At 69.8% G+C, this 18,226-nt stretch carries 18 protein-coding genes and 1 tRNA gene; 14 read left to right on the top strand and 5 right to left on the bottom strand.

The genetic code is table 11. The features are described from left to right. On the bottom strand, positions 1-389 hold a 389-nt coding region (locus ACHFFZ_RS14590; protein WP_394277327.1), incomplete at its 3' end, for a helicase-associated domain-containing protein. A 219-nt stretch (positions 390-608) separates the two neighbouring features. On the opposite strand from ACHFFZ_RS14590, the gene ACHFFZ_RS14595 reads away from it, so the two are divergent. Together ACHFFZ_RS14595 and pth are read left to right on the top strand one after the other, a co-directional pair. After that, the gene (locus ACHFFZ_RS14595; RefSeq protein ID WP_394277328.1) at positions 609-1,262 is read left to right on the top strand and encodes a 50S ribosomal protein L25/general stress protein Ctc; all 654 of its coding nucleotides are present in this window, start codon (positions 609-611) and stop codon (positions 1,260-1,262) included. 31 nt (positions 1,263-1,293) lie between these two features. Continuing rightward, positions 1,294-1,890: an aminoacyl-tRNA hydrolase gene (gene pth / locus ACHFFZ_RS14600; protein ID WP_394277329.1), complete on the top strand. Its 597-nt coding sequence runs from the start codon at positions 1,294-1,296 to the stop codon at positions 1,888-1,890. Between the two features lie 21 nt (positions 1,891-1,911). Here the strand turns inward: pth and ACHFFZ_RS14605 are convergent, their stop codons facing one another. Further along, complete coding sequence (locus ACHFFZ_RS14605; RefSeq protein WP_394277330.1) at positions 1,912-3,276, bottom strand: glucose-6-phosphate dehydrogenase; 1,365 nt, start codon at positions 3,274-3,276, stop codon at positions 1,912-1,914. Between the two features lie 136 nt (positions 3,277-3,412). Between ACHFFZ_RS14605 and mfd the strand changes: the two genes are divergently transcribed. The 9 genes from mfd to ACHFFZ_RS14650 all read left to right on the top strand — a co-directional run bounded on the left by mfd (position 3,413) and on the right by ACHFFZ_RS14650 (position 12,811). Further along, positions 3,413-7,009: a transcription-repair coupling factor gene (gene mfd / locus ACHFFZ_RS14610; protein ID WP_394277331.1), complete on the top strand. Its 3,597-nt coding sequence runs from the start codon at positions 3,413-3,415 to the stop codon at positions 7,007-7,009. Between the two features lie 109 nt (positions 7,010-7,118). Beyond that, complete coding sequence (locus ACHFFZ_RS14615; RefSeq protein ID WP_394277332.1) at positions 7,119-7,643, top strand: hypothetical protein; 525 nt, start codon at positions 7,119-7,121, stop codon at positions 7,641-7,643. Between the two features lie 21 nt (positions 7,644-7,664). Continuing rightward, a complete protein-coding gene (locus ACHFFZ_RS14620; RefSeq protein WP_394277333.1) occupies positions 7,665-8,321 on the top strand; it encodes a MazG family protein in 657 nt (218 codons plus the stop codon). A gap of 43 nt (positions 8,322-8,364) precedes the next feature. Then, a complete protein-coding gene (eno, locus tag ACHFFZ_RS14625) occupies positions 8,365-9,648 on the top strand; it encodes a phosphopyruvate hydratase (protein WP_394277334.1) in 1,284 nt (427 codons plus the stop codon). 30 nt (positions 9,649-9,678) lie between these two features. Beyond that, positions 9,679-10,353 carry a septum formation initiator family protein gene (locus ACHFFZ_RS14630; RefSeq protein WP_394277335.1) on the top strand — a complete coding sequence of 225 codons (675 nt, stop codon included), beginning with the start codon at positions 9,679-9,681 and terminating at the stop codon, positions 10,351-10,353. Further along, positions 10,350-10,853: a DUF501 domain-containing protein gene (locus tag ACHFFZ_RS14635; RefSeq protein ID WP_394277336.1), complete on the top strand. Its 504-nt coding sequence runs from the start codon at positions 10,350-10,352 to the stop codon at positions 10,851-10,853. Before ACHFFZ_RS14630 ends, ACHFFZ_RS14635 begins: the two co-directional genes overlap by 4 nt. Next, positions 10,850-11,764 (top strand): exopolyphosphatase, encoded by a 915-nt coding sequence (locus ACHFFZ_RS14640; protein WP_394277337.1) that lies wholly within the window; start codon positions 10,850-10,852, stop codon positions 11,762-11,764. Before ACHFFZ_RS14635 ends, ACHFFZ_RS14640 begins: the two co-directional genes overlap by 4 nt. Before the next feature lie 14 nt (positions 11,765-11,778). Next, positions 11,779-11,852: transfer RNA gene (locus tag ACHFFZ_RS14645), tRNA-Leu, on the top strand. Between the two features lie 110 nt (positions 11,853-11,962). Next, positions 11,963-12,811 carry a Bax inhibitor-1/YccA family protein gene (locus ACHFFZ_RS14650; protein ID WP_394277338.1) on the top strand — a complete coding sequence of 283 codons (849 nt, stop codon included), beginning with the start codon at positions 11,963-11,965 and terminating at the stop codon, positions 12,809-12,811. 72 nt (positions 12,812-12,883) lie between these two features. On the opposite strand, the gene ACHFFZ_RS14655 is transcribed toward ACHFFZ_RS14650, so the two are convergent. Next, positions 12,884-13,579 carry an NUDIX hydrolase gene (locus ACHFFZ_RS14655; protein ID WP_394277339.1) on the bottom strand — a complete coding sequence of 232 codons (696 nt, stop codon included), beginning with the start codon at positions 13,577-13,579 and terminating at the stop codon, positions 12,884-12,886. Positions 13,580-13,762: 183 nt separating this feature from the next. Here ACHFFZ_RS14655 and ACHFFZ_RS14660 point away from each other — a divergent pair, with 183 nt between their 5' ends. Beyond that, positions 13,763-14,647 (top strand): neutral zinc metallopeptidase, encoded by an 885-nt coding sequence (locus tag ACHFFZ_RS14660; protein ID WP_394277340.1) that lies wholly within the window; start codon positions 13,763-13,765, stop codon positions 14,645-14,647. A gap of 49 nt (positions 14,648-14,696) precedes the next feature. On the opposite strand, the gene ACHFFZ_RS14665 is transcribed toward ACHFFZ_RS14660, so the two are convergent. Beyond that, on the bottom strand, positions 14,697-15,710 hold the full coding sequence (locus ACHFFZ_RS14665; RefSeq protein ID WP_394277341.1) for a hypothetical protein: 1,014 nt from the start codon (positions 15,708-15,710) through the stop codon (positions 14,697-14,699). A gap of 160 nt (positions 15,711-15,870) precedes the next feature. Between ACHFFZ_RS14665 and ACHFFZ_RS14670 the strand changes: the two genes are divergently transcribed. Next, complete coding sequence (locus ACHFFZ_RS14670; protein WP_394277342.1) at positions 15,871-16,215, top strand: hypothetical protein; 345 nt, start codon at positions 15,871-15,873, stop codon at positions 16,213-16,215. A gap of 65 nt (positions 16,216-16,280) precedes the next feature. Continuing rightward, entirely contained in the window at positions 16,281-17,009 is a 729-nt protein-coding gene (locus ACHFFZ_RS14675; protein WP_394277343.1) for an EcsC family protein, read from the top strand. 124 nt (positions 17,010-17,133) lie between these two features. Here ACHFFZ_RS14675 and meaB read toward each other — a convergent pair whose 3' ends face one another. Beyond that, positions 17,134-18,159 (bottom strand): methylmalonyl Co-A mutase-associated GTPase MeaB, encoded by a 1,026-nt coding sequence (gene meaB, locus ACHFFZ_RS14680; RefSeq protein WP_394277344.1) that lies wholly within the window; start codon positions 18,157-18,159, stop codon positions 17,134-17,136. Positions 18,160-18,226: the final 67 nt, after the last annotated feature.

The raw sequence follows: 18,226 nt of genomic DNA on the forward strand, positions 1-18,226 counted from the left end.
ACCAGCCCCTTGACCTTGGCCGAGCGCAGTACCTCGGTGAGCACCGCGCGGTCGGTGGAGACCAGCACCAGCCCGTGCACCGGGTGCTTCTCGATGCGTAGGCGGCCGTAGCGGCCCATGGTCTCGGCGATGTCGACCAGCAACGAGGAGGCGATCGGGTAGCGGGAGTGGCGCATCAGCACGTCCACCACCTGTTCGGCATCGTGGCCGGCGGCGCGCGCATTCCACAGCCCCAGCGGGGTGAGCCGATAGGTGTGCACGTGCTCAGGTGCGCGCTCGAGCTCGGCGAAGGGGGCGATCTCGATGCGGCAGGCAGCGGCGTCGGGGTGGTCCACCTCCAGCAGCATCGTGCGGTCGGACTGGACGATCAGGCATCCGGGAGTGTTCATCGCCTGCCAGTATGCCTCGCACCCCCACACCGCAAGGGCCCTCGACGGGGCGGGCACGTCGGCGCGTTTTGGTGGCCGGCCGTTGCTCACGTAGGATCACGGGGTTGCCTGGCGAGGGACCATCGGTCCGTTATCGACGTGGTGGATCTGGACGATCGTGTCCTCCCTGTCTGGCTGCAGTCCGCGTAGTTCGAGCCAGTCGAGGTTGAGGAGACCACCATGGCAGACGAAATCCTGATTCCCGCAGAGATCCGCACCGAGTTCGGCAAGGGCGCTGCCCGCCGCATCCGCCGCGCCGACAAGGTGCCCGCCGTCCTGTACGGCCACGGCACTGACCCGCTGCACCTGGCCCTGCCCGGCCACCAGACCCTGCTGGCCCTGCGCCAGGCCAATGTCCTGCTGACCCTCGACGTCCCGGGTGAGCAGAAGCGTCTGGCCCTGCCCAAGCAGGTGCAGCGCGACGTCCTGACCGGTTTCCTGGAGCACGTCGACCTGCTCATTGTGAAGCGCGGCGAGAAGGTCACCGTCGAGGTCCCTGTCGTCCTGCTGGGCGAGGCCGCTTCCGACACCCTGGTGAACCAGGACCTGACCTCGCTGCCCATCGAGGCTGACGCCACGAAGATCCCCGAGCAGATCGAGGTCTCCATCGAGGGCCTGGAGGCCGGCACGCAGATCACCGTTGCCGACATCACCCTGCCCGAGGGTTCCACCTTCAACGGTGAGCCCGAGACCCTGATCGTCGGCATCAACGAGGCCGCCGAGCTCGACACCGAGTCCTCCGCCGAGGGCGAGGAGGCCGAGGGCGACCTGGTGGAGGCCACCGAGGAGGGCGAGACCACCGGTGGTGGCTCCTCCGAGGGCGAGAGCGAGTGACCTTGCGTCACCGCGAGACGGAGTGTGCCGCGTGAGCACGTGGCTGGTGGTGGGGCTGGGAAATCCCGGCCCCACCTACTCCAACACCCGGCACAATGTCGGGTTCATGGTCGTCGACCAGTTGGCCCGCCGTGCGCGGGCCACTTGGTCGGCTCCCAGCAGGATGCGCGCCGATGTCGCCGAGACCCGCATGGGCACGGCAGGCATCGGCACGCCGGGTGGCAGTGAGCGGATCGTCCTGGTCAAGCCACGCACCTTCATGAACGAGTCCGGCCAGGCCGTGCAGAAGCTGGCCGCCTTCCACAAGGTCGACGTCGACCACGTGGTGGCCATCCACGACGAACTCGACCTGACGGCGGGGCAGCTGCGCCTCAAGACCGGGGGCGGCGACAACGGTCACAACGGCCTCAAGAGCCTGCGAAGCCACTTGGGCAGTGGCGACTACCACCGGGTGCGCTTCGGCATCGGGCGCCCGCAGGGCCGGCAGTCGCCGGCCGACTACGTGCTGGCCCCCATCCCCACTGCGCTGCGCGAGGAGCTGGCCGTCGACGTGCAGCGCGCCGCCGACGCCGTGGAGATGCTGGTCTCCGACGGGCTTGCGGCGACGCAGAACCGCTTCAACTCCTGAGCCCGCGGCGCGGGCCGGGCCTCAGCGCCAGTTGCTGGGGCCAGACGATCCCGCCCGGTAGGTGTCCATCGGTACCTCGCCGCGCTTCCACGCGTCCACCACGGGCTGGACGATCCTCCAGCACTCTTCTGCGATGTCGCCGCGCACGCTGAGCAGCGGGTCGCCCTCCAGGATGCCCTCCAGGATTTCCCCATAGGGACGCACCGCGCTGCTGCCCATCTCGGTGAACAGCACCGAGTCCTCCAGGTCCAGGGCGTCGCCCTCGCCATTGGTGGTGATCCCGACCGCGATGTTCTCCGGCTTCATGCCGATGCTGATCACATTCGGGCTGGGCTGGTTGGTGAAGCCCTCCGGTACGTGGCCGACCGGCTTGAGCACGATGGTGATGGCATTGCGCGCGTCGCCCAGGGCCTTGCCGCTGCGCAGCCGGATCGGCACGTCGTTCCACCGCGAGGTCTTGATCCGCACCGTCATCTCCACCAGGGTCTCGGTGTCATTGGCAGGATCGACGCCGGGCTCGTCGCGGTAGTCGGGCACCTCGCGTCCGGCGATGGTTCCGGCGGTGTAGCGGGCGCGGCGGGAGCTGGTGGCGGGGTTGCCGTCCCACAGCTCGGTGGCGCGCAGCACGTGGGCCATCAGGTCGCGCAGTTCGAGCTCGTCGATGCGGGCAGGTTCCTCCATCGCGACCATCGCCATCACCAGCAACAGGTGGCTCTGGACCATGTCCTTCATGGCGCCGGCCCGGTCGTAGTAGCCGGCCCGCCCCTCGAGGGCGAGGACCTCGTCGGTGATGATCGAGACGCTCTCGATGTTCTGGGCATCCCAGACGGGTTCGAACAGCCGGTTGGCGAAACGCAGGCCCAGCAGGTTCAGCACGGTTGCCTTGCCCAGGAAGTGGTCGACCCGGAAGACCTGCTTCTCGGGCACGAGGTCGGCCAGCAGCAGGTTCAGCTCGTGGGCCGTCTGGGCGTCGCGCCCGAAGGGCTTCTCCAGCGCCAGGCGCAGGTTATCGGGACGGTTCACCTCCTTCAGCGCGGCGCAGGCCTTCATGGTGATCTCGGGCGGCAGCGCGAAGTAGAGGACGGGGTCGCTGGGCAGTGAGTCGAGCAGTGTCTGGAGGGCTGCCGGGTCGGTGACGTCGAGCTTCTGGTAGCGGGTGGCAGACACCAGGCGGTCGCGGCGCGAGTCGGGGCAGCCGGCCTCAGTGAGGGCCTCGGAGACGACCTCGCGCCACTGCTGGTCGTCCAGGTCCTCCATGGCGGCGCCGACGAGGGTCAGTTCGGGCCGGTCGCGCTGCTTGAGCAGCGTGCCCAGGCCGGGCAGCAGCAGTCGGTGGGTCAGGTCGCCCGACGCGCCCAGGATGACGAGGGTTGCGGGAGTGCTCACCTGGTCGAGCCTAGGGCCCCCGGTCACGGCTGGCGGGCCTGTCGGCGCGGTGTTCGCCCTCGGCGGCACGGCGGCTCGGCAGCACCTCGGAGTGCAGCACAGCGGTCTTGTCGGTAGCGGCGGCTAGATTTGTCAGGTGACTTTGACCGGCCTGTCCGACCTGCTCTCCCACGATCCCGTCCTCTCGCGCGTCATCGCCGAGTCACCGGGCACCAGCAGCCTCGACCTCGTCGCCCCCGCATCCGCCCGGGCGGCGCTGGCCGCCACCCTGCAGCGGCAGCTGGGACGCACCGTGCTGGTGGTCACCAGCACCTATCGCGAGGCCGAGCAGCTGACCGCAGAGCTGGAGAGCTGGACGGGCAGCGACCAGGTGGCCTACTTCCCGGCCTGGGAGACCCTGCCGCACGAGCGCCTGAGCCCGCGCAGCGACACCGTCGGACGGCGACTGGCGGTGCTGCGCCGCCTGGCCGGCAAGGACACCGCCCCGATGCCGTCGATCGTGGTGGCGCCGGTGCGGTCGGTGCTCCAGCCACAGGTGAAGGGGCTGGCCGAGCTGAGGCCGGTGCGCGTGGTCACCGGCCAGGAGTACGACACCTCACAGTTGGTCGACGACCTGGTCGGGGCCGCCTACAGCCGGGTGGACCTGGTGGAGCGCCGCGGTGAGTTCGCGGTGCGTGGCGGCATCGTCGACATCTTCCCGCCCACCCTGGAGCATCCGGTGCGCATCGACTTCTTCGGTGACGAGGTGGACGAGATCCGTCACTTCACCGTCGCCGACCAGCGGTCGATGCCCGGCGCCCTGCCCGAGGTGGTGGCCGATCCCTGCCGCGAGCTGCTGCTCGACGAAACGGTCCGCGAGCGGGCCCGCACCCTGCTGCCGCAGCACCCCGAGCTGGCCGAGATGCTGGAGAAGATCTCCGAGGGGCAGGCGGTGGAGGGCATGGAGGCCCTGACCCCGGTGCTGGTGGACGGCCTGGAGCTGCTGCTCGACGTGCTGCCGGCCGACTGCGTGGTGCTGGTCAGCGACCCCGAGCTGGTGCGTACCCGCGCCCACGACCTGACCCGGACCAGCCAGGAATTCCTCAAGGCATCCTGGGCCGCGGCGGCGGGCGGGGGAGCGGCGCCGGTGGACCTGGGGGCCAGCGCCTACTGGGAGCTGGCCGACGTGAGGGCCCATGCCCTCTCGCGCGGGCAGTCCTGGTGGAGCCTGTCGGGCTTCTCGTCGGGCCCGGCCGGGCAGGATCCGGTGGAGACCGAGGACGGGCAGGTGATCGACCTGCAGCACCTGGAGCATGCCGGTGTGGCGGGCCGCCAGCTGGACTGGAAGGTGACCGAGAACCACCGTGGCGACACCGAGGGGGCCGTCGAGGAGATCCGCCGGGCCGTGACGGCCGGCAGCGCGGTGGTGCTCAGCGTCGAGGGCAAGGGCCTGGCCAGCCGGCTGCACGAGGTGCTCGGCGAGCGGGAGATCGGCTCGCACGTGGTCGATGCGCTGGCAGCAGAGCCCGAGAAGGGCACCGTCACCATCGTCACCTCCACCCAGCGCCACGGCTTCGTGGTGCCGGGGCTGGGCCTGGCCGTCTTCACCGCCGGCGACCTGGCGGGCAAGAGCAGCGTGGGCCGCGCCGAGCGCAAGATGCCGAGCCGCCGCAAGAACCAGATCAGCCCCCTGGAGCTGAAGGCCGGCGACGCCGTGGTGCACGAGCAGCACGGCGTGGGCCGCTATGTGGAGATGGTCTCGCGCACCGTGGCCGGCTCCACCCGCGAGTACCTGGTGATCGAGTACGCGGCCAGCAAGCGTGGCCAGCCCGGCGACCGTCTCTTCGTGCCGATGGACCAGCTCGACCTGGTCACGCGCTATGTCGGCGGCGAGGCGCCCACCCTGGACAAGATGGGCGGCTCCGACTGGAACAAGCGCAAGAGCCGTGCCCGCAAGGCGGTCAAGCAGATCGCCGCCGAACTGATCAAGCTCTATGCCGCCCGCCAGGCCACCCGCGGCCATGCCTTCAGCCCCGACACGGCGTGGCAGCGGGAACTCGAGGACGCCTTCGCCCATGTCGAGACGCCAGACCAGCTGGCATGCATCAACGAGGTGAAGCACGACATGGAGCAGGTGGTCCCGATGGACCGGCTGATCTGTGGCGACGTGGGCTACGGCAAGACCGAGATCGCGGTGCGGGCCGCCTTCAAGGCGGTGCAGGACGGCAAGCAGGTGGCCGTCCTGGTGCCCACCACGCTGTTGGTCACCCAGCACTACAACACCTTCTCCGAGCGTTATGCCGGCTTCCCGGTGCGGGTGGCGCAGCTCTCGCGCTTCCAGAGCGACAAGGAGGCGCGCGAGGTGATCGACGGGGTCGCCTCGGGCAAGATCGACATCGTCGTGGGCACCCACCGGCTCTTCGGTGGGAAGGTGCAGTTCAAGGACCTGGGCCTCGTGGTCATCGACGAGGAGCAGCGCTTCGGCGTCGAGCACAAGGAGTCGCTCAAGAAGCTCAGGCTGAACGTCGACGTGCTGGCGATGAGCGCCACCCCGATCCCGCGCACCCTGGAGATGGCCATCACCGGAATCCGCGAGATGAGCGTCATCGCCACCCCGCCGGAGGAGCGCCATCCGGTGCTCACCTTCGCCGGCCCCTATGACCAGGCCCAGGTGGTGGCGGCGGTGCGCCGCGAGCTGGCCCGCGAGGGGCAGGTCTTCTACGTGCACAACCGGGTGCAGTCCATCGACAAGACCGCCGCGAAGCTGCGCGAGCTGGTGCCCGAGGCGCGCATCGTCACCGCCCACGGGCAGATGAGCGAGAGCCAGCTCGAGGGCGTCATGCAGGACTTCTGGGAGCGCCGCGCCGACGTGCTGGTGAGCACCACCATCGTCGAGGCCGGCATCGACATCTCCACCGCCAACACCTTGCTGATCGAACGCGCCGACCTGATGGGCCTGTCGCAGTTGCACCAGCTGCGCGGTCGCGTCGGGCGTGGCCGGGAGCGCGGCTATGCCTACTTCCTGTACCCGCCGGACAAGCCGCTGACCGAGACCGCGCACGACCGGTTGGCGACGATGGCCGCCAACACCGACCTGGGTGCCGGCATGAAGATCGCCATGCGCGACCTGGAGATCCGCGGCGCGGGCAACCTGCTGGGCGGGGAGCAGTCCGGGCACATCGCCGACGTCGGCTTCGACCTCTACATCCGCCTGGTCGGCGAGGCGGTGGCCGACTACCGGGGCGATTCCAGTTCCGAGGCCGAGCCGGCGATGCGCATCGAGCTGCCGGTCGACGCCAACCTGCCCGACGACTACGTGGGTTCGGAGCGGCTGCGGCTGGAGATGTACAAGCGACTGGCCGAGGTGCGCAGCGTGGAGGACATCGTCGAGGTGCGCGACGAGCTGCTGGACCGCTACGGCCCGCTGCCCGGGCCCACCCAGGTGCTGCTCGAGGTGGCACGCTTCCGGCTGCTGTGCCGAAGTGCTGGGGTCACCGAGGTGGTGGGACAGGGCAACAACATCCGCTTCAGCCCCTTCGACGTGCCCGAGTCGCGCGAGCTGCGGCTCAACCGCCTGCACCCGGGCAGCGTGATCAAGCGCCAGGCCGGTTTCGTGCTCATCCCGCGCCCCACCACCGCCCCCGTGGTGGGCAGCAATGTGATCGGCCACGAGCTGCTGGAGTGGGCGACCCGCGTGGTGGTCGACATCTTCGGGGCGACACCGCTGCCCGAGCTGGACGCCACGCACCAGTAGGCCCGCGACCCACGTGGGACGGCCCGCTCCCGGCCGGCGGGGCGGCTGTGGCTAGAATCCACACTGGGCCACACCTGCCGGCCCGGCACCAGCTCTGGAAGGACGACGGATGAAGCTCGCTCGCATGGCGCTCCCGATGGCAGCACTGGCCCTGGTCGCCGGCTGCTCGACGCCCAATGGCGGCACCGCCTTCGAGGTGGACGGGGACCGCGTGGCGATGGGCCAGGTGGACTCCGCCGCCGACGGATGCGCCCGCGTCATCAAGCAGGATGCCGCCGCCGTGCACGGCGAGGTGGCCCGGATGCTGCTGGTGGGCTCCATCGGCCAGGCGATCGCCGAGCAGACCCGCACCGCGATCACCCCGGCGATGCGCAGCGAGGCCCTGGCCAAGCTGCAGGGCGAGCAGCTGCTGGCCGACCCGCAGTGCGCCACCGCCGTCAACGCCTTCGCCGACTACGCGGCGATCAACCAGGAGCTGGGCCAGGAGAAGGTAGCGCAGGCTGTCAAGGGCCTGGACGTGAAGGTGAACCCGCGCTTCGGCAACTGGGACGCCTCCCGCGGCAGCTTCACCGGCGCCTCGGGCTCGCTGAGCGTCCAGGACATCGGCCAGGGCGAGATCGTCGCCGGTCGCTGAGCCCGCACGGTTCCCGCAGCGATGACCTCCACTCCGCCGCTGGCCGAGCTGGTGCAGGTGATGCACCAGTTGCGGGCCGGCTGCCCGTGGGATCGCGAGCAGACCCATCGCAGCCTGGCCACCTACTTGGTGGAGGAGACCGGTGAGGTGCTCGACGCCATCGAGTCCGGCGATGATGCCGACCTGCTCGAGGAGCTGGGCGACCTGCTGCTGCAGGTGGTCTTCCATGCCGAGATCGCCGCGGAGGAGGGCCGGTTCACGTTGGACGAGGTGGCGGGGCAGATCACCGCGAAGCTGGTGCGCCGCCATCCCCATGTCTTCGACGACCGGCAGGAAGTCCCCGACGACATCAACGCCTCCTGGGAGGCCCGCAAGCGTGCCGAGAAGGGACGCAGCTCCAGCCTGGAGGGGATCGCGGAGCACCTGTCGGTCCTGGCACGTGCCACGAAGGTGACCTCCAGGGCGCGCAGCCACGGCGTGGACGTCCCCATGGCCGATGAGCCCATCAACGCTGCCGAGCTGGGTGAACAGTTGATGATGCTGGTGCAAAGGGCCCATGCCAGCGGCGTCGATGCAGACCAGGCGGGGCGCGAGGCGCTGCGCGTTCTGGAGTCCCGTGTGCTGGAGGCTGAACAGGCGGTGCCCGCCAGCGGCCCAACAAGCCACCCCGGCCGCTAGGCTGGGGGTGCAAGAACATCCACTGTTCGAAAGGCAAGATCAGATGGCAACCATCGAATTCATTGACGCCCGGGAGATCCTGGACTCGCGCGGCAACCCCACGGTCGAGGTCCAGGTCGTCCTGGACGACGGCTCGGAGGGTCGCGCCGCTGTTCCCTCTGGCGCCTCGACCGGTGCCTTCGAGGCCGTCGAGCTGCGTGACGGCGACAAGGGCCGCTACGACGGCAAGGGTGTCCTGAAGGCCGTCGAGAACGTCATCGAGACCATCGGCGAGGAGATCCTCGGTTTCGAGGCCAGCGAGCAGCGCCTGCTGGACCTGGCCATGCTGGAGCTGGATGGCACCGACAACAAGGCCAAGCTGGGCGCCAATGCCATCCTCGGCGTCTCCCTGGCCGTGGCGCACGCCGCCGCCGAGTCGGCCGAGCTGCCCCTGTACCGCTACCTGGGCGGCCCCACCGCCAATGTGCTGCCCGTCCCGATGATGAACATCCTCAACGGTGGCTCGCACGCCGACAGCAATGTCGACATCCAGGAGTTCATGATCGCCCCCATCGGCGCCTCCAGCTTCGCCGAGGCCCTGCAGCAGGGTGCTCAGGTCTACCACGCCCTGAAGTCGGTGCTGAAGGAGAAGGGCCTGGCCACCGGCCTGGGCGACGAGGGCGGCTTCGCCCCCAACCTGGAGAGCAACCGCGCCGCGCTGGAGCTCATCGTCGAGGCCATCAAGAAGGCTGGCTTCGAGCCCGGCAAGGAGATCGCCCTGGCCCTGGACGTCGCCGCGAGCGAGTTCTACAACGAGGACGGCACCTACAACTTCGAGGGCGGCAAGAAGTCGGCCGACGAGATGATCGCCTACTACGCCGAGCTCGTCGAGTCCTTCCCGATGGTCTCCATCGAGGACCCGCTGAACGAGGACGACTGGGAGGGCTGGAAGAAGATCACCGAGGCCCTCGGCGACAAGGTCCAGCTGGTCGGTGACGACCTGTTCGTCACCAATGTCGAGCGCCTGCAGAAGGGCATCGACGAGGGTGCGGGCAATGCGCTGCTGGTGAAGGTGAACCAGATCGGTTCGCTCACCGAGACCATCGACGCCGTCACCATGGCCCACCGCGCCGGCTTCCGCTCGATGATGTCGCACCGTTCGGGTGAGACCGAGGATGTCACCATCGCCGACCTGGCCGTCGCCCTGGGCTGTGGCCAGATCAAGTCGGGCGCCCCGGCCCGTTCGGAGCGCGTGGCCAAGTACAACCAGCTGCTGCGCATCGAGGAGGACCTGGACGACGCCGCGGTGTACGCGGGCGCCTCGGCCTTCCCGCGCTTCAAGGCCTGAGCTGTCGGCAGCGCCTGCAACAATGGCTGAATGAACAAGCCCACACACAACGGTCCGGGCCGCGGTACTCCGCGTGCCCGGGCCGTTGCGTCTGCCCGGAAGTCCGACTCGCCGCGCTCCCGCACGGTGGCCCGGCCCTCGGAGCGTGGCACCCGCGGCACCCGCCGGCTGACCCGTCCGGACAGCGCTCCCGGCCAGGACCAGGGCCACCGCCCCCGGGTGATGCGTGGTGTCGGGTTCACCCGCCGGGCGATCGTGCTGATGGTCGTCGCCGTGATCCTGCTGCTGAGCTATGCCTCCAGCCTGCGGGTCTACCTGCGCCAGGAGCGCGAGCTGGCGGTGGCCCAGCAGCAGATCGCCGAACGCACCCGCGCCAATGCGCAGCTGTCCGACGAGGTGGAGCGCTGGAAGGAAGAGGACTTCGTCGAGGCGCAGGCCCGCCAGCGGCTCGGCTGGGTGGTTCCCGGTGAGGTGGGCTACCGCGTGGTCGATGCCAATGGCAGGCCGATGGGCGGATCGGTGAGCATCCAGTCCACCAGCACCGTTCCCCAGGGGGAGCACGCCACCGCCTGGTGGGACCGGATGGCCGGTTCGCTGGGCGCGGCCGACGAGCCGCTGGGCGCCCAGGCCTCCCCGGAGCCGGTGGTCACCGACCCCGCCTCCACCCCAGAACCCACACCCACTTCAACGAAGCGACAGCGATGAACCTGGAACCGATGACCCCGGCCGACGAGCAGACCATCCACGAGCAGCTGGGGCGGATGCCGCGCGGCGTGGCGGGCGTGGCCTGGCGCTGCCCCTGCGGCAAGCCCGGGGTGGTGGCAACCGAACCGCGGCTGCCCGAGGGCACCCCCTTCCCGACCACCTACTACCTCACCTGCCCCCGGGCCACCTCGGGCTGCTCGACGCTGGAGGCCTCGGGCCTGATGGCCGAGATGACCGAGCGGCTCGCCTCCGACGAGGAGCTGGCCGCGGCCTACCGCGCCGCGCACGAGGCCTACCTGGCCGACCGTGCCAGCCTGGGCGAGGTGCCCGAGATCGACGGCATCAGCGCCGGCGGGATGCCGACGCGCGTGAAGTGCCTGCACGTCCTGGTGGGCCATGCCCTGGCCGCCGGCACCGGGGTGAACCCGCTGGGCGACGAGGCGCTGGAGGCGCTGGGCGAGTTCTGGCAGCGCCCGTGCCTTCTCGAGGGCCAGGGATGACCCGCGTCGCCGCCGTCGACTGCGGCACCAATTCGATCCGCCTACTGGTGCTCGAGCGGGATGCCGAGGGGCGCACCGTCGAGCTGGACCGACGTCTCGAGCTGGTGCGGCTGGGGCAGGGGGTGGACGCCACCGGCGAGTTCCACCCCGATGCCCTGGAGCGCACCTTCGGGGCCGTCGACCGATTCGCCGCGGTGATGCAGGAGCTGGGGGTGGAGCGGGTGCGCTTCGTGGCCACCTCTGCCGCCCGTGACGCCCGCAACCGGGAGCTCTTCTTCGAGGGCATCAAGAGCCGCGTCGGTGTGCTGCCCGAGGTGATCAGCGGCGACGAGGAGGCGAGGCTCAGCTTCGCCGGCGCACTGGCCGGCGTCGAGCCGTCGACCGGTCCGGTCCTGGTGGTGGACTGCGGAGGCGGCTCCACCGAGCTGGTGCAGGGCGGCACCGACGCCGACGTGCAGCACTCGACCAGCCTCGACATCGGCTCGGTGCGGCTGCGCGAGCGCTTCCTGCACGACGACCCGCCGACGCCGGACCAGATCGCCGCGGCGCGCGCGCACGTCGATGGCTTGCTGGATGCCAGCGGCATCGACTTCGACGCCATCCGCAGCTTCATCGGGGTGGCCGGGACCGCCACCAGCCTGTCGGCGATCACGCAGGGCCTGGGCGAGTACCAGCGTGAGCTGGTGCACCGTTCCCAGCTGTCACGCGAGCAGCTGTCGTCGGCGGCCGACTGGCTGCTCAGCACCCCGTGGCGGCAGGTGGAGGCCGAGACCTGCCTGCCGGCGAAGCGGGCCGAGGTGAGCTGTGCGGGGGCCCTGATCGTGGCGAGCGTGGCCCAGCGGGTGCAGCCCGCGATGGTGGTCAGCGAGTCCGACATCCTGGATGCCCTGGCCGTGGGGCTGCTGGCCTAGAATCGGGCCGTCAGGCCCCCGTAGCCCAACCGGCAGAGGCAGGCGGCTTAAACCCGCCACAGTGTGGGTTCGAATCCCATCGGGGGTGCTCAGGACGCGTCTCAGGGGCCGATCAGGGGCGTGGACGGGAATCCAGGGCCGTGCGCGCGCATTGACTAGGATGAGTGCAACCCCCTAGCAGGAGGACCTGACGCCACCATGGCCAATCCCATTCTTTCCCAGCGTGACGCCTTCACCGCCCGTGCGCCGCAGAGCGGCTACCAGCAGGGCTATGCCCAGCCCGGTTTCCCGGCTTCCGGGCAGCAGCAGTACGGGCAGGCGCCCTACGGTCAGCCCCAGTACGGGCAGGCACCGCACGGCCAGCCGTCGGCCTTCGGCACCGGCCCCGTCGAGCCGTCGATGACCCTTGACGACGTGATCGGCAAGACCGGCATCACGATGCTGACCCTGATGGCCTCCGCGGTGGCCAGCTTCCTCTTCCTGCCTGCGGGCCTGCTGATGCCGGCGCTGGTCCTCAGTGCCTTGGTGGGCTTCGTCACGGTGCTGCTGGTCTCGGCGCGCAAGAAGATCAACCCGGGGCTGGTGCTGTTCTACTCGGTCGTGGAGGGCGTCTTCATCGGTGCCTTCTCGCAGTTCTTCGAGTACAGGTACCCCGGCATCGTGTCCCAGGCCGTCTTGGGCACCTTCGCCGCGGCCGGTGCCACGTTGGCCGCCTACAAGTACTTCAACGTCCGGGTCGGCAACAAGTTCCGGCGGATGGTCTTCATCACCACCGCCGCCTTCGCCGGCGTGATGCTGGTGAACTTCGTGCTGGCGCTGCTCGGCTTCACCATGGGCGTCCGTACCGGCGCCCTGGGCCTGGTCGTCGCCCTGCTGGGTGCCGGCCTGGCCGTGTTCAACCTGGTGATCGACTTCGACGACATTGAGCGGGGCATCGCGATGAATGCCCCGGCCAGCGAGTCCTGGCGCGCCGCCTTCGGCCTGACCGTCACGATGGTCTGGCTCTACACCGAGGTCCTGCGGATCCTCGAGTACTTCCGCCGCTGATCGCCTGACGGCTCGAACGAATCGGTGCCCGTCTCCCTGAGGGGAGACGGGCACCGTGGCGTTCTCGGGAGGTCACCAGGTGGGGACGCTGTCCAGGTGCTTGTCGAGCAGGGAACGGGCCCCTGAGGTCCAGGGCAGGGAGCGCCAGCTGCGCACCGGCACCCAGGCGGCGCGGGCGGTGGTGCCGTCGATGTCGATCACATTTGGCGTGGTCGGCTCCAGGCAGGTGGCGGTGTAGATGATGCGCAGGGCGTGGAAGTCCTCCAGCACACCATTGGGGGCACGTCCCACCCAGTGGTCGCTCTGCAGGTCGATCAGGCGGTTGATCCGCACCTTCTGCCCGGTCTCCTCGTTCACCTCGCGCATCAGCGCCTCGGCAGGGGCCTCGCCCGGGTCGAGGCCGCCGCCGGGCAGCTGCCACAACCCGGGCACGGCCGTCTTGTTGCTGCACTCGGTGCCCAGCACGCCGCGCGTGGAGCGCACCACCGCATAGGCGGCGATCCGCTGGTGGTCGACGGGCCGCTCCTCGGGGCCGATGGCCAGGGTGGGATCGATGCCCCGGTGCTTGATCCGCGGGGGCCGTGAGGACGGGGTGCGCTCGTGGACGCGCAGCGTGAGCACCACCTCGCCGTCCTCCATCCGGGCGCTGAGGAGCTCGGTGACCACCAGGCCGCGGCGCCACAACTGCTGGTGGGGGTGCTGGCCGTGGTCGACGTGCAGGCGCACCAGTTCCCCGGTACCGGGGGAGCCGATGGCGATGATGCGCATTGCTCCATCATGACACCTCGCTGTGGCAGCACCCACTTCCACGACGGCCGCCACCCCCGCTCAACGGCGCTGGCTACGCCCTCAGCGATGCCGTCGCACGCCACGGCGGGGGCGTCGGATAACCTGTGGGGGCCGGTCGGACGCCCATGTCCGGATGGGGTGAGTCGTGAGGAAGGCCAGACGATGGAGTTCAACCAGAATGCCCAGCTCGACCCGTCGCAGCTGACCCCTGGGGGCGGGGGCGGTCGTGGTGGAGGTGTCGCCCTGGGCGGCGGCCTGGGCCTGATCGTGATGATCCTGGGCCTGATCTTCGGCTTCAACCCCGGCAGCGTGCTGAGCGGGGTCTCGGCCGACACCGGGACCACCCAGTCCAACTCGAACGCCTACGCACACTGCCAGACCGGCGCCGACATCAAGAACGACCGCGAGTGCCGCTGGGTGGCCTATGTGAACTCCATCCAGGGCTTCTGGCAGGGCCAGTTCCAGCAGGGCGCCTACCAGCCCGCCGCGACGGTGCCCTTCACCGGATGGAAGGACACCGCCTGTGGTGCCGCCGACAGCCAAGTGGGCCCCTTCTACTGCCCGGCCGACAAGAAGGTCTACATCGACACCGCCTTCGCCGACCAGCTGTTGCAGCAACTCGGCGCCCAGGGCGGCGACGCGGCCGAGGCCTACATCCTCGCCCACGAGTACGGCCACCACATCTCCAACCTGACCGGCGACCTCGGCCGCGTACAGGCAGCCGGCAACCAGACCGGCCCCAGCTCGCCCCAGGTGCGTCTGGAGCTGCAGGCCGACTGCTACGCCGGCGTCTGGTTCAAGGCCGTCTCCCAGGACCCGCAGGGCATCATCTCCGGAGTCACCCAGGACGACCTGAACCGCGTCATCGACGCCGCCGCTGCCGTCGGCGACGACCGCATCCAAGAGTCGACCGCTGGCCAGGTGACCCCGGAGAGCTGGACCCACGGCTCGGCGAAGATGCGCCAGTACTGGGTAGGCCAGGGCTTCAGCACCGGCGACCCGAACACCTGCCAGAGCGTCATGACCACCGACCAGCTGGAGGGCTGAGCGCGGGCGGCCCGGCCGCTGCAGGACCTGCGACGGGCATCGTCGGCACTCAGGTGCCGGGGGTGCCCGTCACGTCTGTCCCGCCCAGTGTGGTGGTGCGTTCGGTGCTGCCGACCTTCCAGCGCACCAGGGGCATCGCCAGGTGCTCGCTGCGGGTGATCTCGAAGGAGACTGCCGCCCCCGGCTGGCGGGTCTGTTGCGGCAGCTCGCGCACCAGACGGGCCAGCACCTCGGGATCGACCACCCCCGGGCGGAAGGTGGGGCTCTCGCTGTTGCCGCGACGGTCGGCGGTCCAGGCCGGGACGCGGGCCTGGCGGGTGACGCGCGTGATGGTGTCCTCCTTGGCGGCGTGGTCGGCCCACAGGCCTCCGTCGGCGCTCCAGCCGAGGCCACTGACCTCCTGCTGGCCCTCGGTGACGTCGCGCAGCGCCTCGGTGAAGCCCTCGGCGGTGGTGAAGTCGAGCTGGTTGATCGGGGTGCCGTCGGGGCGGAAGAAGACGGTGGCGGACTCCGGACGGGTGGTGACGGTCATCAGCACCTGGCCGGAGCCGTACTCCACCAGCTGCAGCTCCTGGTCCTGCCGGGAACCGGAGATGCGGGCGGCCTGGTCGAAGAGGCCCCCCAGATCATCCAGTGCGTAGTCATCGGGCGAGAAGGGTGCTTGCCGGATGTACTGGATGTCGCTCTCGACGGCCAGCACCTTGCCCTTGGCCCAGCGCCAGGCCACCACCTTGTTGCCCTTCAGGGCGCTGAGGGTGGCCTCGGTGGAGGTGACATCCAGCTTGATCACCGGCAGCCCACCACTGGCCAGGAGCAGCTCGCCGACGGCGCGACGGGCCGCTCCTGGCCGCCTCAGGTCGGGGGCCGGGGTGGGGCTGGGTGTCGGGGAGGCACTGCTGGTGGCGGAACTGCGGCTCGGCGCTGCGCTGCTGCTGACCGGGGCGCTGGGGCTGGGGGCCGTCGGCTGCTGCTGGGAACAGGCGGCCAGCGGGCCGAGGGCGAGAACGACCGCACCGGCGAGCCAACGGTGACTCGCCCGGGGATCTGGTCGCATCGCAGGCACCGGTCAAGACTACCCGTGGGGGTGGGCCGGGGGCCTGCGACCACGGGAGGATCCTGGTGCCACCGCGGTGTGGATGTGCCCCAGCCGAGCGTGCACGCTGTGGGCGAAAGTGGTCCTTGGAGCACACCCGGCCCCGTCGCGGTTCAGTACTGTTCCGAACATGAAGTTTCTCAAGTGGCTGTTCATCCTGCTCGGCATTGCTGCACTGGTGGCCGCTGGTGTCATGCTGACTCGCACCATCTGGGACATGGGCAAGCTGCTCGCGACGGTGCGCAGCTACAACCCCAACACCATCGACCCGACCAGGCTCATCTACTACTCCGTCGGCCTGGCCGGCATCGGTGGACTGCTGCTGGGCTGGGGCATTGGCCTGCCGCTGCGCACCGGCCGCAGCGTGCGCAACCAGTACAAGAACGACCTGGAGGCGCGTGGCATCGTCGTGGACGAGGACCAGCGCCGTGCCGCTGCCGAGCGTGACGTCCAGGTGCGCGACGACCGCATCTGAGCCCACCCCGGCGGGCCAGTGCCCCTCCACCAGTCCGACGACCATCGACCCGACAGGAGACCGAGATGGGTTTCTTCGACCTCATCAAGGGAAGCAAGAAGAGTGACATCACCACCGCGCGCAGCGCGCTGGACCAGGCCAATGACCCGGCGGCCGACGACAACGCGATCACCCAGATGATCGAGAAGATCCTCGCCATCGGCATCGATGGCCGCAAGCCCTTCGACTCGGCAGCGCAGGTCGCCGACGACGCGCTGGCCGAGGCTGGCGGCAATGTCGACAAGGCCGTCAACAAGGTGGTGCGCAGCCATGTCACCTCGGGCGCGGCGGCTGGCCTGGCCACCAGTCTGGGCGGCTTCCTGACGATGCCCGTCGCCATCCCGGCCAACCTGTTCGGCTTCTACGTGCAGGCCACCCGCATGACCGCCGCAGTGGCGAAGCTGCGCGGCTACGACATCACCCAGGACAACATCCGTTCGGCCATCCTGTTGACGCTCACCGGCTCCCACGCCGAGGACGTGCTCAACAAGGCCGGTGTCGCCCCGGTGAGCGGCAAGATCACCTCGCTGGCGCTGAAGAACCTTCCCCGCCCGGCCATGATGATGGTCAACAAGGCCATCGGTTTCCGCCTGCTCAAGACCATGGGCACCGGTACCCTCGCCAAGCTCGGCAAGGGCGTCCCGGTGATCGGCGGCGCCGTCGGTGGCGTGCTCGACGGCTACATGATGAACCAGATCGGCGAGCAGGCCCTCAAGGAGTTCCCGCGGGCTGCTGCGGCCAGGGCCAACGGCTGAGTCCATCGTCCTCCTCCGGTCGCCACGACCTGCAGTACCCCACACCCATCCACACACCGGCAGGGGCCCCGAACCACACGGTTCGGGGCCCTTGCCGGTTGCGGGGCGCCTTGCCCCGTTGGCGTCACAGAATATTGCGTCCCTGCGCCCAGTCCATCGAGGGGACCTGGCCGGCGAAGTCGCGCAGGAAGTCACCGGAGGCCTCGATGGCACTGGTGCGACCAGCGCGGACGTCGTCCTCCAGGCGGTCGCGCAGCTCACGCAGGTGCGCCGAGGACTTGGTGGAGTCGAGCAGGGTCGCCTCGATCTGCGAGTGCATCCACACCACCTGCTGCTGGGCGCGGTGGTTCTCCAGCCCTTCGTGCTCGTCCAGCCAGGCCCGGTGGTCCAGCACCGCCTGCCAGACCTCTTCCAGGCCGATGCGCTCCAGGGCGCTGCAGGTGAGCACCGGGACGCGGCGGTCATTGGACTGCTGGGTGACCAGCTTCATTGCGATCGACAGCTCCCGCGCCGTCACCCGGGCCTCGCCGGCATTGTCGCCGTCGGCCTTGTTCACCGCGATCACGTCGGTGATCTCCAGGATGCCGCGCTTGATGCCCTGCAGCTGGTCGCCGGAGCGGGCCAGCTGCAGCATCAGGAAGGTGTCCACCATGCCGCTGACGGCCACTTCGGACTGTCCGACGCCGACGGTCTCGACGATCACCACGTCATAGCCCGCAGCCTCCAGCACGAGCATCGCCTCGCGCGTGGCGCGGGCGACGCCGCCCAGGTGGTTGGCGCTGGGGGAGGGGCGGACGAAGGCCTCGGGGTGCTGGGTCAGCTCGCCCATGCGGGTGCGGTCGCCCAGCACGGAGCCGCCGGTGCGCGAGGAGGACGGGTCGACGGCCAGCACGGCCACCCGGTGACCCTTCTCGATGAGCATCTGGCCCATGGAGTTCACGAAGGTCGACTTGCCGGCTCCCGGGACACCGGACAGGCCCACACGGACCGCCTGGGTCGGGGTCTTGGCCAGCTCGGTGAGCAGCTGGCGGGCCAGCGGCCGGTGTGTTGGCAGGCGCGACTCCACCAGGGTGATGGACTGCGCGATCGCACCCCGGTTGCCGGCCAGCACCCCCTCGACCAGGGCGGGGACGTCGAACTTGCGTGCCATCGGACTTCCTTCGTCTCGGGTGTCGGTCAGGGATTGGTCTGGATGGGAAAACGGGCGTCGGGCGAGA

The sequence above is a fragment of the Luteococcus sp. genome, assembly GCF_043424415.1.
GTDB lineage: Bacteria > Actinomycetota > Actinomycetes > Propionibacteriales > Propionibacteriaceae > Luteococcus.

What these genes read in the sequence shown, in the direction of transcription:
- ACHFFZ_RS14595 (WP_394277328.1), top strand. Translation starts at nt 609, where the DNA reads ATGGCAGACGAAATCCTGATTCCCGCAGAGATCCGCACCGAGTTCGGC.
- ACHFFZ_RS14615 (WP_394277332.1), top strand. Translation starts at nt 7,119, where the DNA reads ATGAAGCTCGCTCGCATGGCGCTCCCGATGGCAGCACTGGCCCTGGTC.
- ACHFFZ_RS14620 (WP_394277333.1), top strand. Translation starts at nt 7,665, where the DNA reads ATGACCTCCACTCCGCCGCTGGCCGAGCTGGTGCAGGTGATGCACCAG.
- eno (WP_394277334.1), top strand. Translation starts at nt 8,365, where the DNA reads ATGGCAACCATCGAATTCATTGACGCCCGGGAGATCCTGGACTCGCGC.
- ACHFFZ_RS14630 (WP_394277335.1), top strand. Translation starts at nt 9,679, where the DNA reads ATGAACAAGCCCACACACAACGGTCCGGGCCGCGGTACTCCGCGTGCC.
- ACHFFZ_RS14635 (WP_394277336.1), top strand. Translation starts at nt 10,350, where the DNA reads ATGAACCTGGAACCGATGACCCCGGCCGACGAGCAGACCATCCACGAG.
- ACHFFZ_RS14640 (WP_394277337.1), top strand. Translation starts at nt 10,850, where the DNA reads ATGACCCGCGTCGCCGCCGTCGACTGCGGCACCAATTCGATCCGCCTA.
- ACHFFZ_RS14650 (WP_394277338.1), top strand. Translation starts at nt 11,963, where the DNA reads ATGGCCAATCCCATTCTTTCCCAGCGTGACGCCTTCACCGCCCGTGCG.
- ACHFFZ_RS14655 (WP_394277339.1), bottom strand. Translation starts at nt 13,579, where the DNA reads ATGCGCATCATCGCCATCGGCTCCCCCGGTACCGGGGAACTGGTGCGC.
- ACHFFZ_RS14660 (WP_394277340.1), top strand. Translation starts at nt 13,763, where the DNA reads ATGGAGTTCAACCAGAATGCCCAGCTCGACCCGTCGCAGCTGACCCCT.
- ACHFFZ_RS14670 (WP_394277342.1), top strand. Translation starts at nt 15,871, where the DNA reads ATGAAGTTTCTCAAGTGGCTGTTCATCCTGCTCGGCATTGCTGCACTG.
- ACHFFZ_RS14675 (WP_394277343.1), top strand. Translation starts at nt 16,281, where the DNA reads ATGGGTTTCTTCGACCTCATCAAGGGAAGCAAGAAGAGTGACATCACC.
- meaB (WP_394277344.1), bottom strand. Translation starts at nt 18,159, where the DNA reads ATGGCACGCAAGTTCGACGTCCCCGCCCTGGTCGAGGGGGTGCTGGCC.